We start from the raw sequence: 14,422 nt of genomic DNA, 5'->3' as shown, positions 1-14,422 counted from the left end.
CGCGGCCAAATTTCCTCAATCGAGGCGTTACACAAAGCGACGAAAAATGCAATGCACGAGAACGCCGCAGAGGCTTGAGAGGGCTTAGCCGAATTGCTCTCGCACAACGATGCGGCCGCCTGCAGCCAATCGCGCCGTCGGCAGGATGGTCAGCGGAAGCGTGCCGCCGTCCACATCGCGGGAGAACATCATCCGCCGCTCATAAGGCTCCGAATCGAAGAAGGGATACCGTTGCATCAACTTGCCGCGGATTTCTTTCGATCGCGAAGCAAGCAGCGTCAGTTCGAAACCATAGGTCTCCGTCATGCGCGGCGGCACGATCGTATCGGCATAGAAGACACGCTTGTAGAAGGCGGCGTGTGCCGGACGGATATGCTGCAACACGCGGTCGGTATTGAAATAGATAGCCGCGACGATTGCCGGCCTCAGCGTCAGGTAAGGCAGCGCCGGCATTTCAAGCTCGAAATCGGGATCGATGGCGAAGCGGGCCGGATCTATCAACGTCATGCCGGCATCGAGAAAGGCGTGGATTTCATCGGGGAAAATCCCGGTGGACTGACAAACGCGATGATCCGGCGTGACATGGTGCACCCGCACCGTACTCACCAGCTCTTCGTAATAATAGACGCCGAAAATGTAGGCCTGCTCATCGAAATCGATGTCGTCGATCATAGTCTTGGCTGCAACCGGCAAAACAGCACGCGCTTTGTAGGCCTTGTAACGCAGCCGAGCGACATCCTCCATGTCCTCGCTGCTCTCGATCCGGCGATATTCGACATGATCAAGCACCTCCATAAGCTTGCCGGCAAAGCTATTTGTCAAAGTACTAATATAGTTCATGATCCGTTAATCCATAATGTTAACGAACCATTATTGGTATTAACTGAAACATTGATCAATATTGGTTTTAATTTTTATTAATTAATTGTTCATTAAGGTTAATTTTTCGATCGCGAATACCGGTATAGATTCGAATATTCATTGGTTCTTATTTAATGACTATTATGGGGAAGCGGATAGGACGACGCGCTCTGCGTACGTCGGCGAAAAGAGGCCAGACAAGACACGTTGACGGCAGAGATTTCCGCCTGTCGCTTAGGATCGTTGGGTTTAGGTTGGATAGCTTGAGTTCGGCAGGTTCAACATCCTCCGCAAGCGCCGAGAGCGTCCTAGACTGACCAACTTCTCCTCGCTCCTTTGACGGAATCGGGAGCGGAGCGCGAGTCTAGGCCACATTATCCTGCCGCATGGCCGGTTGGTTGCGATCGAGATTGTTCACCATCTCAATAACGCTGTCTCGCGACACCGGAACTGAAAACACGTAGCCCTGGATGATATCGGCCAAATCGTATTCTTCGATGAGCGCCAGTTGTTCCGGCGTCTCCACACCTTCGATGACGATTTCGAGGCTGAGGGCCCTTGAGAGATCGACGATGCCGCACAGGAGCTTGAAACGGCGGCTGTCGTTGGTGATGTCGCGTACGAAGGAACGGTCGATCTTGACGATATCCACGGGCAACGAATCGAGATAGCTGAGGCTGGAGAAGCCGGTGCCAAAATCATCGATAGCGATCGTGATGCCCTTGGCGCGCAGATCGGCGAGAATGGATCGCACGGTCGTGAGCTCATCCATCAAGCAGCTTTCGGTCACTTCCAGATGCAGCCGCGACGGCTCCAGCCCCGATGCGTCGAGCGCTTCCATGACCATGGCGACGATATCCTTGCTGCGCAGATCCTGTGCCGAGAGATTGACCGAAACCGAGATCGACTGTGGCCAGGTGGCACAATCCCGGCAGGCTTGGTTGAGCATGAAGCGGGTGATGCCGGTGACGATGCCCATCTCTTCGGCGATCTGCACGAAGATATTCGGCGGAATCGAGCCCTTTTCCGGATGCACCCACCGCGACAGAGCTTCGCAACAATCGATACGACTGCCGTCCGGCGTGAACATCGGTTGATAGACAGCGTGCAGCTTGCCGGCCTCGATTGTCTCGCGCAGATCGTCTTTCAATTTTTGCCGCTCGACATAACGGGCATCCATTTCCTGCTCGAAAGCGGAGCAGCCACCCTTCATTCGCGACTTTGTTTCGAACAGCGCCAGGTCGGCCTTGATCTGCCACTCCTCCGGACGGAACTCACGGCTCGACATCGTCACATAGCCGCCGCTGAAGGTGACGCGAAAGCTATTGCAGTCCACATCGTAGAGGCCTGCCATGGCGGCATGCAGCGTACGGACACGGCTGTCCAAATCGGGCTCGTCTTCCTCATTCGGGAAAAACAACACAAACTGGTCCCCGACGAGACGCGCGGAAAGCGCCATGTTTCCGGCCTTCTCCTGCAGTCGAGCGGCTATGGCGACCAGCAGCCGATCGCCGATGACATGCCCCTTGGTGTCATTGACGTGTTTGAAGTCGTCGACGTCGAGAACCAGAATGCCGATCTGGCCCTGCTGGGCGCGGGCGGCCAGTTTTTCCTTGACCATCTCGACGAAATATTCGCGGTTCGGCAAACCCGTCAAAGGATCGAAGCGCACCATATGCAGGATCTTGCGCTCAGCGCGAATACGCGCCGTCACATCCTCGAAAATCAGAATGACGACGCCGTCGGCGCGCCGGCTTGCCGAAAACTCCAGAAACAAGTCTTCACTGAACTGTATCAGCGTGCGCGACAGCGAACCGCTGACGAGCTGCGCCATCTGTCGCTGGATCAGGCCCGGCAGCGACCCGTCGATGAAAGCGTGGCGGGCGCCATAACGCAGCACGACATCGAACTCGCAATCCCTGAGCTGTTCCTGATGCGTCAGGTTCAAAAGCTCGCAGGCCTTGCGGTTGACGACCAAGATGCGATTGTCGGCATCCAGCATGAACAGGCCATGCGTCATATTGTTGAGTGCCGTGTCGAACCGGTCGGCAATCAGCGATATCTCGCGCGACGCGATGACATTCTTGTAAAGGAACTCGCGCACGCCATTGGCCATCGAGCGCGTCGTCAGGCCGAAGGGCACGAGCATGATGGAAACAATGGCCTTGTAAAGCTGTTCCGACATCAGACAAGCGACGATGATCGGCAGGCAACAAGCCATGGTCTGCAGGTCGATCGCCTTCTGCGAACCATAATTGCGGCCGACGATCGACACCATCGATGCCATGGTCACGGCGATACAGATGAATTCCGCCAGCGGATCCTGGACGATCAGGATCGCGTAGCCGCTGCCGATGCCGAGAATACCGGCTGTGCCTGCGGCGCCCAGTACATAGCGCGTTTCCCAATGCGCGATATCGGCGCGCGAAAACATATGCTTATCGGCGGCGTCGAACTGCCAGAACGAATACATGCGCAAAGCGAAAACGGCGGCAAAAGCCAGACAGAGGCCGAGATAGATGCCGGCGCCCGTGCTCAGAAACACAATGACATAAGTCAGGATGTGAACGAACACACCCGTAAACAGCGTTTTACGGTTTCCGAAAAGCGAACTTACGAACGACAGATAAACATCCGTCGGCACGGTGTCCGGGCTTTGAGGCTTCATTCAGAGTTCCCCTGATGCGGCGGACACACTAAAAGAAACTTTTTAAAATTTGATTGCTCAAATAAGAGGTATCTGGACGGATTTTCTAATCATGTCGGTAACTTACGCCGATTTTGAGTGGTATTTTGCATCGTATTCGTGCAATCAGTTAAAACTGACTCTACCCAAACTATATTTCACCAATCATTAATTGCTAAAATAGAAGGTAGTAAACATCAACGTATAGCCGATCAGAGCTTGCCCGCCCGCTGCTGGATCATCATGAAAGTGTCGAAAGTGTACTCGGAAAGTTGCATCCAAAGATAGGCATCCTTCTTATAAGCAACCTGATCGTCATAGATCCGCTTGAAATAATTGTTCGACTTAGAAAGATCGGCATAAATTACGGTCGCCGCCTGGAAACAAGCCTCGAGAATTTCCTGGCTGAAGGGGCGCAGCGTCACGCCCTGCTGCACGATCTCCTTCAACGCGAGCGGATTTTTCAGATCATATTTCGCCAACATGTTGGTATTGGCGAAGGCGCAGGCATCCGCCAGGATCGTCTGATAGGTCTTTGGCAGCGCGTTCCATTTTTCCAGATTGAAGAAGGCGTGCACCACGGCACCTCCCTCCCACCAACCGGGATAATAATAATATTTGGCGATCTTCTGGAAACCGAGTTTCAGATCGTCATAGGGGCCGACCCACTCCACCGCGTCGATCGTACCTTTGTCGAGTGCGGCGTAGACGTCGTTGATAGGGATATCCTGTTGCGGCACGACGCCGATCTTTTCGATGACCTTGCCGGCAAGGCCGGGGATGCGCATCTTCAAGCCCTTGAGGTCGTCCAACGTATTGATTTCCTTGCGGAACCAACCGCCCATCTGCGCACCGGTATTGCCCGCCGGCAACGCAAAAATACCCTGGGTGGCGTAGAACTCGTTCATCAGCTTATTGCCGTCGCCCTGATAGAACCAGGCATTGGTGAGTCGGGCATTGAGACCGAACGGTAAAGCTGTGCCGATGGCGTAGGTCGGGTCCTTAGTCCAGAAATAGTAGGAACAGGTATGAGCGGCATCGACGGTCCCGGCGCTCACCGCATCGGCGGCCTGCGCGCCGGGGACGATCTCGCCGGCTTCATAGGTCTGGATGACAAAATTGCCTCCGGTTGCGTCTGAAACATGCGCCGCAATGTCCTCAGCGCCGCCATAGATCGTATCCAGGCTCTTCGGGAAGGACGAGGTCATCTTCCAGGTGATCTTCGGATTTTCCTGAGCCACAGCGGGACTGGCGAGCGCAGAGGCGGCGGCGCCCGCGCCAACTGCTCCAGCCCGCCTGATGAACGAACGGCGATCCATCGAAACCTCCCGTATAGATAGCATTGCGGGAAAAATGCTCTCCCGACCGTGGCGCAAGCGATGGAGCTAACCACGCCGCGCATTGTCTTTCAAGTTTGCTTTTGCACTGCATTATGGCGATTCCTGTACATCGTCATGACGAACAGAAACAAAGCCAGACCGCAACCATTCCGCGTTGCCGAAGAGTCGCTCTTCGCGTAGATTTGTTTATAGGTGACGAGCCCCGGCGTTGACACCATATTCATTCTGGGGTCTCAACCGATCCCATAGTGCGCATTTCTCCGGAGCCTCATATGTCCAGACCGATCATCGCCGTTCCTGCCGATATCCGCGAATTCGATGGTGTAACCTGGCATGCGGTGCAGCAGCAATATATCCGCGCAGCCGTCAATGCCGCAGGCCTGTTGGTGCTGATCGTCCCGGCGATGGAAGACGGCAACGATATCGACGCCATTCTCGATCGAGTCGACGGCCTGCTTGTCTCCGGCTCCGCCAGCAACGTACACCCCTCGCTCTACGGCAAGGAAGCGCGCGAGAGCGACGGCCCCTTCGATCCGGCCCGCGACGCTACGTCGTTGCCGCTCATTCGCCGCGCCATCGATCGCGCCATCCCGATGCTCGCCATCTGTCGCGGCATTCAGGAACTGAACGTCGCGCTTGGCGGCACGCTCGCCAGTGAAATCCAGGAACAGCCGGGCATCTGGGATCATCGCAAGCCGCCGAATGTCGACCGCGACACGATGTATTCGATCCGTCAGAGCGTCTTCGTCAAGGAAGGCTCTTGCATCGCCCGCGTCGTCGGTCCCGGCGAGGTGCGGGTAAACTCGCTGCACCGTCAGGCGATCGCCGATACGGCGCCGCGGCTGCAGGTGGAAGCCGTCGCAGAAGACGGCACGATCGAAGCCGTCTCCGTTATCGACGCCAAGGCCTTCGCCGTCGGCGTGCAGTGGCACCCGGAATATTGGGCGGAGACGGATTCGCCGTCGCGCAAGCTGTTTGCGGCTTTCGGGGATGCCGTGCGCGATTATGCGGCCGGCAAGGAGCAACCCTCGGCCACTCCCCTCCGCCAACAGGCTATATGATCAACCTTTTGATTTAACCGGGGTTTCCGGAACCGGCGTCAGCACGTTGCCGTTGCTGAACCATGCAATGATGTTGTCCGCCACGAGATCGGCCATGGCGTTGCGCGTCGGCACCGAGGCGGATGCGACATGCGGCAGCAGCGAGATATTCGGCAAAGAGAGGTAAGCTGCGGGAACGCTCGGCTCGTCGTAGAAAACATCGAGGCCGGCAGCGCCAAGCGCGCCGTTCCGGAGGGCTGCGATCAGCGCGTCGTCGTCCACCGACCAACCGCGTCCGACGTTGATGAACACTCCCTGCGGCCCAAGTGCCGATAGAATCTCGGCATCGATCACCTTGTGCGTCTCCGGCGTCTTCGGAACGATGGAGATCAGGGTATCCACCGCCTCCGCCATCGCCTTCAGCGTCGGATAATAGTCATAAGCCAGTTCCTTGCGCTGAGAGCGGGTATGATAGCCGATCTTCACCTTGAACGGCTCCAAGCGCTTGGCGATCTCCTGTCCGATACGGCCAAGGCCGTAGATGCCGACACGCCGCCCCTTCATCGAGAATGGAGAAAGGGGGAAAGGCCCCTCGCCTGCCCACCGCCCCTCACGCAGCCAGGTTTCCGCTTTTGGAAATTGCCGCAGCGTGTTCAGCAACAGTGCTATCGCCGTATCGGCCACCTCGTCGTTCAGCACATCGGGCGTATTCGTGACCACAATGCCCTTCGAGGCGGCATGCCCGACGTCGATACCGTCATAGCCGACGCCAAAATTCGCGATGACTTCAATATTGGGGAATGTATCCATCCAGGCGGCATTGAAGCCGCCGGCCACCGCCACGCCGCGTACACGCGCCGCCGTCTCAGCATCCACTTTCGGGTTCTCGCTACGGTCGAGCGCAACAACGTCGAAACGACCCCTGAGCGTTTCGAGGACACGCGGGTGTATCTTCCCCGGAACGAGGACGGCGATGCGGTTATCGGACATGATCTTTCCTCTTGAAGATGCGGTTCGGCGCTACTGGCGCGCCTGATAGGGAGACGTCGATTGACGGATGCGCATTTCCGGCTTGATGAGATGGATACCATCCGGCTCATGGCTGCCCGCCAGCCTATCCAAAAGCGCGCGCGCCGCAAGCCTTCCGACCTCGGCCTGGCCGTTCCATACCGTCGTCAGCGCCGGCGTCGCAATCGCCGCCTCCTCAAGATCGTCATAGCCTGTGACCGAAATATCCTTGCCCGGCACGAGGCCGGCGCGGGAAATGCCGTTCATCAAACCGATTGCCACGAGATCGTTCCAGCAGACGGCGGCCGTCGGCTTCTGCGGCAACGACAGGAGATGCACCGCCGCCTCGAAGCCGCCCTGCTTGGAACGGGCGCCGGGAATACGCAGATTGGGATCGACCTCAATGCCTGCCTTGCGCAAGGCATTCACATAGCCTTGATAGCGATCACGGCCGGTCGAGGTCTGATCCGTGCCGCCGATCATCGCGATGGTGCGGTGGCCGAGGCTGATCAGGTGATTCGTCGCGAGCGAAATGCCGTAGCTGTCATCGCCGCGAAAGGTCGGCAGATCCAGCCCCTCCATCGAACGGGCGACGAGGATGGCCGGCATGCCATTTTCCTCGGCCAGATCGAAATCCTCCGGCGGCGTGCCGATCGCCGGCGACATGATGATGCCGTCGCCGCCAAGCTGCAGCAGGGTTTCGACGAAGGTTCGCTGCTTCTCGACGGAATCGTAATGGTTGGAAAGAATGAAAGTGTGGCGGCTGCGGTCGAGCTCGCTTTCGATCGCCTTCAGGATTTCGCCATAGAACGGGTTCATGATGTCGTGGACGACGACGCCGATGATCCCCGACCGCGATGTCCTGAGGCTCGCTGCGCGGCGATTGTAGATATAGCCCAGCGTGCGCGCCTGATCCTTGATCTTCTCGCGGGTATTCGCCGCCACCAGCGGACTGTCGCGTAAGGCAAGGGATACGGTCGCAGTTGAAATGCCCAGCGTTTCCGCAATGGTCGAAAGTTTTATCTTTTGCGCCATACGTTCCCCTCCCCGCGAAACGCAGCCGAATATCTCATCCGGTCGTTTTACGATTCCGGAATTTAAAAACTTTAATTAAAAGGTTAAATCGCGCCGCGCAACTTGAATCCTCGCGGATTCTCAGAATTCCCCATCATCTTCGTCATGGTCGTCGCCGGCCTGAAGATTGCCGTCGATCGCCTTTAGCAGGCGCACGAGCGAGCGGACATCCTTCTCCGAAAAACCGCGGGTCGCGAGTTCGTCGCAAGCAGCCGCTGAACTTGTGATCTCGGTGACGCTATTGCGCCCGGCCTCGGTGAGATAGACCTTGGTCAACCGGGCGTCCGCGGCATCCGGTCGCCGCTCGACGAAGCCTTGCGCCTCCATGCGGCCGATCGTGCGGGTCATGGTCGGCGCCTTGACGCCTAGCTTCTGCGCCAGCGTTCCCGCCGGCAGGCCATCGTTCGCCGCGAGCGCAAGGATGACTCCATCCTGCCCTGCATAAAGGCCGCTTGCCGTCAGGTTGCGTGTCAGAACCGTGCGCATCGACCGCGCCGCCTGCGTCAATGCCGGCGACAAATCGGCAAGCGTGTAGTCGCCATGATCCTTCTTCTTACCTGACTTACCTTTTTTTCCGTCCTTGTTCTTCTTACCCATCGTGATTCCGTTGATCTTTCCGCCGCTGCAGCATCACGATATGACATTGCGCAGCTTATTGACATAAACAAGAGGCACATCCGCAGATGGCACAGCCTATGGCGCGTTTCGATGACAATGATAGGACGCTGACGCCAGTTGACCGGGCAAACTGGATCGCCGTCCTGCCGCTTGGCGCCCATGAGCAACACGGCCCCCACTTGCCTTTCGAGACCGACACACTGATTGCGGAAGGCGTTGTCGAACGGCTGAAACATGCTCTACCCGCTGATTTGCCCGTCACCTTTCTGCCCGTGGAACCGATCGGCTACTCCATTGAACACATGGATATTGCCGGGACAAGAACGCTCGCCTTTGACGAAGCTGTCAACCGCTGGCTGGGTATCGCCGAACGGATCCGCGGAATGGGTATCCGCAAATTCGTCATGCTGAATGCCCATGGCGGCAATTCACCCCTGATGACTATCGTCGCGACCGAGGCACGCATCCGCTTCAACATGCTTGCGGTCGCGACGAGCTGGACCCGCTTCGGCGTGCCGGACGGCATGATCGCGCCGCAGGACAAAGCCGTCGACATTCATGGTGGTGATATCGAGACCTCCGTGATGCTGGCGCTCTACCCGGAGAAAGTCGACATGACCAAGGCCGCGGATTTTCCCTCCCGGCAATCCGATTTCATTGCGCGCTTCAAACACCTCCGCGCCTACGGCCCGCACTCTTTTGGCTGGAAAATGTCGGACCTGAGTGGCAAGGGCGTCGCTGGCAATGCAGGTGCCGCGACCGCGGCGAAAGGTGAACTATTGATTGCCCACTCCGTCAAAGGACTGGCGGAGCTTTTACAGGATGTTGACCAGTTCGAAGTGGAAATGTTGACGTAAAGCGCCGTTGATCCGCCGTCCCAAACCTAATGTGATCTTATAACATACAAAAGCCTTTGAACTGACGCCGCCAACTCCTTATATGGAACCCGATCAAATTCCGCTCCTCGGGGCAAACTCCCATATTTCGAGGCTCCCATGACCGAAACAGCCACGCAAAAGCCCATTCCCGTCACGGTTCTGACCGGCTACCTCGGCGCCGGCAAGACGACGCTGCTCAATCGCATTCTCTCCGAAAACCACGGCAAGAAATACGCCGTCATCGTCAACGAGTTCGGCGAGATCGGCATCGACAACGATCTGATCGTCGAATCGGACGAAGAAATCTACGAGATGAACAATGGCTGCGTCTGTTGCACGGTGCGCGGCGACCTCATCCGCGTCGTCGAGGGCCTGATGCGCCGTCCGGGCCGTTTCGACGGCATCATTGTCGAGACCACCGGCCTTGCCGATCCGGTTCCCGTCGCTCAGACCTTCTTCATGGATGACGATGTCCGCGCCAAGACCGAACTCGATGCCGTCGTCGCACTGGTCGACGCCAAGCACCTGCCGCTGCGACTGAAGGACAGCCGCGAGGCCGAAGATCAGATCGCCTTTGCCGACGTCGTCGTCATCAACAAGTCCGATCTCGTCTCCTCGGAAGAGCTGGCTCAGATCGAAGACATCGTCCGCGCCATCAACCCGGCCGCCCGCGTCTACAAGACCACCCGCTCCGGCGTCGACCTTGCCCGCGTTCTGAACCAGGGCGCCTTCAACCTCGAGCGCGCGCTGGAAAACGATCCGCATTTCCTCGAGCATGGCCATGAAGATCATGTCTGCGGCCCGGACTGCGATCATCACGACCATGACCACCATCATCACGACCACGATCATCACCACCATGATCACGATCACGACCACCATCACCACGGCCTGTCGGCCATCCATGACGTGACGGTGCAGTCGGTTTCGCTGCGGGGCGGCGAGATGAACCCTGATCGCTTCTTCCCGTGGATTCAGAAGGTCACGCAGACCGATGGCCCGAACATTCTGCGCCTCAAGGGCATCATCGCCTTCAAGGGCGACGCCGAGCGCTATGTCGTCCAGGGTGTGCACATGATCATCGAAGGCGATCACCAGCGCGCCTGGAAGGATGGCGAAAAGCATGAGAGCCGCCTGGTCTTCATTGGCCGCGAGCTTGACCGCGAAAAGCTGGAAAAGAGCTTCAAGGCCTGCGAGGCGGCTGCCTGATGCCAACTGTCGCTCCGCTTGATATCGACGGCCACGTTCTGGCCGTCGAATTTTTAGGTGATACCCCCTTCTTCGCCAGCGCTGCGGGCGCGATCCATCGGCTGGAAGGCGGCGAGAAGGTGACGGAAGCCCATCAGGGCATGCTCACCTGCATTCGCGATCCCCACAGCGACAGCCTGATTTCCGGCGGCGAGGACGGCAAAGTTCTCCGGATCGCCGCTGACGGCGGCGTTGCCCTGCTTGCCGAAACACCGCGCAAATGGATCACCCAGGTGGCCGCCGGCCCGCAGGGCACGGTCGCCTACGCATACGGCAAAAGCAGCTTTGTGCGTCTCGCCGATGGCTCGACCAAGGAATTCACCGAGGAGCGCACAGTCGAAGGCATCGCCTTTGCGCCCAAGGGCCTGCGCATCGCCGTTGCCCGCTATAACGGCGTCTCGCTGCATTGGGTCGGCATGGCCGCGCAGCCGATCAATCTCGACTGGAAGGGCGCGCATACCGGCGTCACCTTCTCGCCGGACGGTCAGTTCGTCGTCACCACCATGCAGGAAAACGCCTTGCACGGCTGGAAGATGGACACGAAGCCCGGCGCCGAGGCGCGCCACATGCGCATGACGGGATATCCCGCCAAGGTGAAATCGCTTTCCTGGTCCAACAAAGGCAAGTGGCTCGCCTCCTCCGGCGCACCGGCGGCGATCGTCTGGCCGTTTCAGGGCAAGGACGGCCCGATGGGCAAGGCGCCGCTGGAACTCGGCACGCGCGCCAACATCATGACGACCTCGGTCAAGTTTCATCCGGTGGAAGACATCCTGGCGATCGGCTTTATTGACGGCATGATCCTGGCGGTGCGCATCGGCGATGCCAAGGAAGCGCTCTTGCGCCGGCCGGGCAAAGGTGCGATCACCTCGATGAGCTGGAGCAAATCCGGCAAGCTGCTCGCCTTTGCCTCCGAAGCCGGCGATTGCGGCGTGGTTGACGTTTCCGCTTGATGAGAAAGACATAGCCATGTCCCTGACAGGAACGGCGATCGCCGGACATGCCTCTGCCGCAGCCGGCAGCGTCTGGGACGTGATCCGCCATGAGGCCGCCGACCTCGCCGGTCGCGAACCGACCCTGCGTCCGCTGCTTTCGGCGCAGATCATCGCGACCCAGTCGGAGGCCGAAAGCCTCGCCAATGTCCTGGTCGCCCGGCTTTCGGTCGCCAGGATCGAAACCGACGATCTCTTCTCTCTGTTTCATGATGTACTGACGCGGCATACCGCGATCCTGCAGGCGACGGAGGCCGACCTCATCGCGGTTCGTACCCGCGATCCCGCATGCACGACCTATCTGCATGCGCTGTTGAACCTTAAGGGTTTTCACGCCCTGCAGACCCACCGCATCGCGCATGCACTCTGGACGGAAAACCGACGTGAAATCGCAAGCTGGCTTTCCAACCTCGCGTCACTCGTCTTCGGTCCGGATATCCATCCGGCGGCGAAGGTCGGCTCGTCGATCATGCTCGATCATGGTTCCGGCATTGTCATTGGCGAGACCGCCGTCATCGAGGATGAAGTCTCGATCCTGCAGAATGTTACGCTCGGCGGTACTGGCAAGGAAACCGGCGACCGGCATCCGAAGATCCGCCATGGCGTGATGATCGGCGCCGGCGCGAAGATCCTCGGTAACATCGAAATCGGCGCCTTCAGCAAGGTCGCAGCCGGCAGCGTCGTGGTGAAGCCAGTCCCCGCCCACTGCACCGTCGCCGGCGTGCCGGCCACGGTCGTCCGCATCCACCGCGCCGACGAAATACCGGCTGAGACGATGGATCAAAATATCTAGCGGACAAGTGCCCGTGACATAAGGTAGCAGGACGCACGCGCCTACCCGACCTGCGCGCGAACTTCGCGCTCGTTTCAACGAAATCAACCGTTTGGCAACGTTTCCCATAGGCGACGCCTATGCCGCTTCACCCATGCCTTCACGGAACTGTCATATACGCTTGATAGCCCGGCATTGTTCCCTCTGCCTGGGCGCGGCGCACCTTAGCGCCTGGGCGAGGACCCCCACTCGAGAGGATATGATAATGATCTGTCTTTCGCGTCGCGCCGCCCTTGCAGCCGGCAGCGCGCTTACCCTGATTTCGCTCTGTTCCGCCGCGGCTGCCGCAGATGCAGCCGCACCGAATACTGCGACCCCGATCAAGCATCTGGTCGTCGTCTTCCAGGAAAACGTCTCCTTCGACCACTATTTCGCGACCTACCCCAAGGCCGCAAACGTCGACGGCGAGCCGGCATTCAAGGCCGCCGACAACACGCCGACCGACATCAACACGCTCGCCAATGCCGGTCTTATCGACAACAACCCGAATAAGACCAACACGGCCAATGGCGCGGATGCGGCGGCTCCTTTCCGTCTCGACCGCACGCAAGCGGCCGCGCAGTCGCAGAACCACGGCTATACCGCCGAGCAGGCAGCCTACAACAATTTCGCCATGGACCTTTTTCCAGCCAATACCGGCAAGGGCACCAAGGGCGCTGCCGGCGCGTTCGGCACCAAGGGCCAGGTCATGGGCTACTATGACGGCAACACCGTCACGGCGCTCTGGAACTACGCTCAGCACTACGCGCTGAACGACAACTCCTTCTCCACCAATTTCGGTCCATCAACCCCCGGCGCGCTGAACCTGATCTCCGGCCAGACCAACGGCGCTATCCTGCCGCCCGGCTATACGCTGGAGAAGGACGGCACCTATTCCAAGGGTCGCATCGTGCCTGACGGCAACGGCGGCTGGACCGCGATCAGCGACTTCGACCCGACCGGCGACGCCTGCTCGGCCGGCCAGACAGCGCTGATGTATGGCAAGAACATCGGCGACATGCTGAACGAACACAACCTCACCTGGGGTTTCTTCGAAGGCGGCTTCGACCTGACGCTGACCAATGCCGACGGCACGACGGGCTGCAAGCGCGCGACGACATCGACGGTCACCCAGGTCAACAGCGCCGACTACATCCCGCATCATGAGCCGTTCCAGTACTACGCCTCGACCGCCAACCCAACACATGCGCGTCCGTCCTCGGTCGCCGCGATCGGCACCACCGACGCCGCCAACCATCAGTACGACATGACTGATTTCTATGCGGCGCTGAAGAACGGCAATATGCCGACCGTCAGCTTCCTGAAGGCTCCCGCCTATCAGGACGGCCATGCCGGCTATTCCGATCCGCTCGACGAGCAGGAATTCGTCACCCAGGTGGTCAATTCCGTGCAGAACTCGTCGGACTGGAAAGACACCGCGATCATCGTCCTCTACGACGACTCCGACGGTTGGTATGACCACGCACACGCCGTCGTCAATCCGTCGAAGCTCGGCGTGAAGGGCTATGACGTGCTCAACGGCGACAGCTGCTCGACGGGCACGCCGCTGCCGGGAGTCAACGGCCAGCCGGCCCAGGGCCGTTGCGGCTACGGCACGCGCCAGCCGCTGCTCGTCATATCGCCCTACTCGAAGGTCAACTTCGTCGATCACACTCTGACCGACCAGACCTCCGTCATGCGCTTCATCGAAGACAACTGGATGGGCAGCGCGCGCCTCGGCGGCGGCTCGTTCGATGCCATCTCCGGCTCGCTGAACAACATGTTCGACTGGTCGAAGGGCGATACGCAGAAGCTGATCCTCGACACGAAGACCGGCAACAGCGCTTCCTGATATCGGAAAAGGGGACG

At 58.9% G+C, this 14,422-nt stretch carries 12 protein-coding genes; 6 read left to right on the top strand and 6 right to left on the bottom strand.

Going from position 1 to position 14,422, the window contains the following annotated elements:
* Window positions 1-84: 84 nt before the first annotated feature.
* The 3 genes from FHT86_RS29465 to FHT86_RS29455 form a co-directional block, all read right to left on the bottom strand.
* Window positions 85-840 (bottom strand): N-acyl amino acid synthase FeeM domain-containing protein, encoded by a 756-nt coding sequence (locus tag FHT86_RS29465; RefSeq protein WP_133710455.1) that lies wholly within the window; start codon window positions 838-840, stop codon window positions 85-87.
* A gap of 385 nt (window positions 841-1,225) precedes the next feature.
* Entirely contained in the window at window positions 1,226-3,529 is a 2,304-nt protein-coding gene (locus FHT86_RS29460; RefSeq protein WP_133710454.1) for a bifunctional diguanylate cyclase/phosphodiesterase, read from the bottom strand.
* Between the two features lie 230 nt (window positions 3,530-3,759).
* Entirely contained in the window at window positions 3,760-4,866 is a 1,107-nt protein-coding gene (locus FHT86_RS29455) for a TRAP transporter substrate-binding protein (RefSeq protein ID WP_133710453.1), read from the bottom strand.
* 293 nt (window positions 4,867-5,159) lie between these two features.
* On the opposite strand from FHT86_RS29455, the gene FHT86_RS29450 reads away from it, so the two are divergent.
* Window positions 5,160-5,948, top strand: coding sequence for a gamma-glutamyl-gamma-aminobutyrate hydrolase family protein (locus FHT86_RS29450; protein ID WP_133710452.1), 789 nt, complete (start codon window positions 5,160-5,162; stop codon window positions 5,946-5,948).
* Here the strand turns inward: FHT86_RS29450 and FHT86_RS29445 are convergent, their stop codons facing one another.
* The 3 genes from FHT86_RS29445 to FHT86_RS29435 form a co-directional block, all read right to left on the bottom strand.
* A complete protein-coding gene (locus FHT86_RS29445) occupies window positions 5,949-6,917 on the bottom strand; it encodes a 2-hydroxyacid dehydrogenase (RefSeq protein ID WP_133710451.1) in 969 nt (322 codons plus the stop codon).
* Window positions 6,918-6,947: 30 nt separating this feature from the next.
* Window positions 6,948-7,970, bottom strand: a complete 1,023-nt coding sequence (locus FHT86_RS29440; protein WP_133710450.1) for a LacI family DNA-binding transcriptional regulator — start codon at window positions 7,968-7,970, stop codon at window positions 6,948-6,950.
* A gap of 120 nt (window positions 7,971-8,090) precedes the next feature.
* The gene (locus FHT86_RS29435) at window positions 8,091-8,606 is read right to left on the bottom strand and encodes a MarR family winged helix-turn-helix transcriptional regulator (protein WP_133710449.1); all 516 of its coding nucleotides are present in this window, start codon (window positions 8,604-8,606) and stop codon (window positions 8,091-8,093) included.
* An 86-nt stretch (window positions 8,607-8,692) separates the two neighbouring features.
* On the opposite strand from FHT86_RS29435, the gene FHT86_RS29430 reads away from it, so the two are divergent.
* From FHT86_RS29430 to FHT86_RS29410, 5 genes are all read left to right on the top strand, one after another.
* Window positions 8,693-9,484 carry a creatininase family protein gene (locus FHT86_RS29430; protein ID WP_133710448.1) on the top strand — a complete coding sequence of 264 codons (792 nt, stop codon included), beginning with the start codon at window positions 8,693-8,695 and terminating at the stop codon, window positions 9,482-9,484.
* 138 nt (window positions 9,485-9,622) lie between these two features.
* On the top strand, window positions 9,623-10,714 hold the full coding sequence (locus FHT86_RS29425) for a GTP-binding protein (RefSeq protein ID WP_133710447.1): 1,092 nt from the start codon (window positions 9,623-9,625) through the stop codon (window positions 10,712-10,714).
* Window positions 10,714-11,703 carry a WD40 repeat domain-containing protein gene (locus tag FHT86_RS29420; protein ID WP_133710446.1) on the top strand — a complete coding sequence of 330 codons (990 nt, stop codon included), beginning with the start codon at window positions 10,714-10,716 and terminating at the stop codon, window positions 11,701-11,703. Before FHT86_RS29425 ends, FHT86_RS29420 begins: the two co-directional genes overlap by 1 nt.
* 16 nt (window positions 11,704-11,719) lie before the next feature.
* Window positions 11,720-12,535 carry a serine O-acetyltransferase gene (gene cysE / locus FHT86_RS29415; protein ID WP_133710445.1) on the top strand — a complete coding sequence of 272 codons (816 nt, stop codon included), beginning with the start codon at window positions 11,720-11,722 and terminating at the stop codon, window positions 12,533-12,535.
* 244 nt (window positions 12,536-12,779) lie between these two features.
* Window positions 12,780-14,405, top strand: a complete 1,626-nt coding sequence (locus FHT86_RS29410; protein WP_133710444.1) for a phospholipase C — start codon at window positions 12,780-12,782, stop codon at window positions 14,403-14,405.
* Window positions 14,406-14,422 lie beyond the last annotated feature (17 nt).

The sequence above is a fragment of the Rhizobium sp. BK313 genome (genome assembly GCF_014193655.1).
Lineage (GTDB): Bacteria > Pseudomonadota > Alphaproteobacteria > Rhizobiales > Rhizobiaceae > Rhizobium.
The sequence above is the reverse complement of the archived record's forward strand: the minus strand, read 5'-3'. Positions and strand labels throughout refer to the sequence as shown.

What these genes read in the sequence shown, in the direction of transcription:
- FHT86_RS29465 (WP_133710455.1), bottom strand. Translation starts at nt 840, where the DNA reads ATGAACTATATTAGTACTTTGACAAATAGCTTTGCCGGCAAGCTTATG.
- FHT86_RS29460 (WP_133710454.1), bottom strand. Translation starts at nt 3,529, where the DNA reads ATGAAGCCTCAAAGCCCGGACACCGTGCCGACGGATGTTTATCTGTCG.
- FHT86_RS29455 (WP_133710453.1), bottom strand. Translation starts at nt 4,866, where the DNA reads ATGGATCGCCGTTCGTTCATCAGGCGGGCTGGAGCAGTTGGCGCGGGC.
- FHT86_RS29450 (WP_133710452.1), top strand. Translation starts at nt 5,160, where the DNA reads ATGTCCAGACCGATCATCGCCGTTCCTGCCGATATCCGCGAATTCGAT.
- FHT86_RS29445 (WP_133710451.1), bottom strand. Translation starts at nt 6,917, where the DNA reads ATGTCCGATAACCGCATCGCCGTCCTCGTTCCGGGGAAGATACACCCG.
- FHT86_RS29440 (WP_133710450.1), bottom strand. Translation starts at nt 7,970, where the DNA reads ATGGCGCAAAAGATAAAACTTTCGACCATTGCGGAAACGCTGGGCATT.
- FHT86_RS29435 (WP_133710449.1), bottom strand. Translation starts at nt 8,606, where the DNA reads ATGGGTAAGAAGAACAAGGACGGAAAAAAAGGTAAGTCAGGTAAGAAG.
- FHT86_RS29430 (WP_133710448.1), top strand. Translation starts at nt 8,693, where the DNA reads ATGGCACAGCCTATGGCGCGTTTCGATGACAATGATAGGACGCTGACG.
- FHT86_RS29425 (WP_133710447.1), top strand. Translation starts at nt 9,623, where the DNA reads ATGACCGAAACAGCCACGCAAAAGCCCATTCCCGTCACGGTTCTGACC.
- FHT86_RS29420 (WP_133710446.1), top strand. Translation starts at nt 10,714, where the DNA reads ATGCCAACTGTCGCTCCGCTTGATATCGACGGCCACGTTCTGGCCGTC.
- cysE (WP_133710445.1), top strand. Translation starts at nt 11,720, where the DNA reads ATGTCCCTGACAGGAACGGCGATCGCCGGACATGCCTCTGCCGCAGCC.
- FHT86_RS29410 (WP_133710444.1), top strand. Translation starts at nt 12,780, where the DNA reads ATGATCTGTCTTTCGCGTCGCGCCGCCCTTGCAGCCGGCAGCGCGCTT.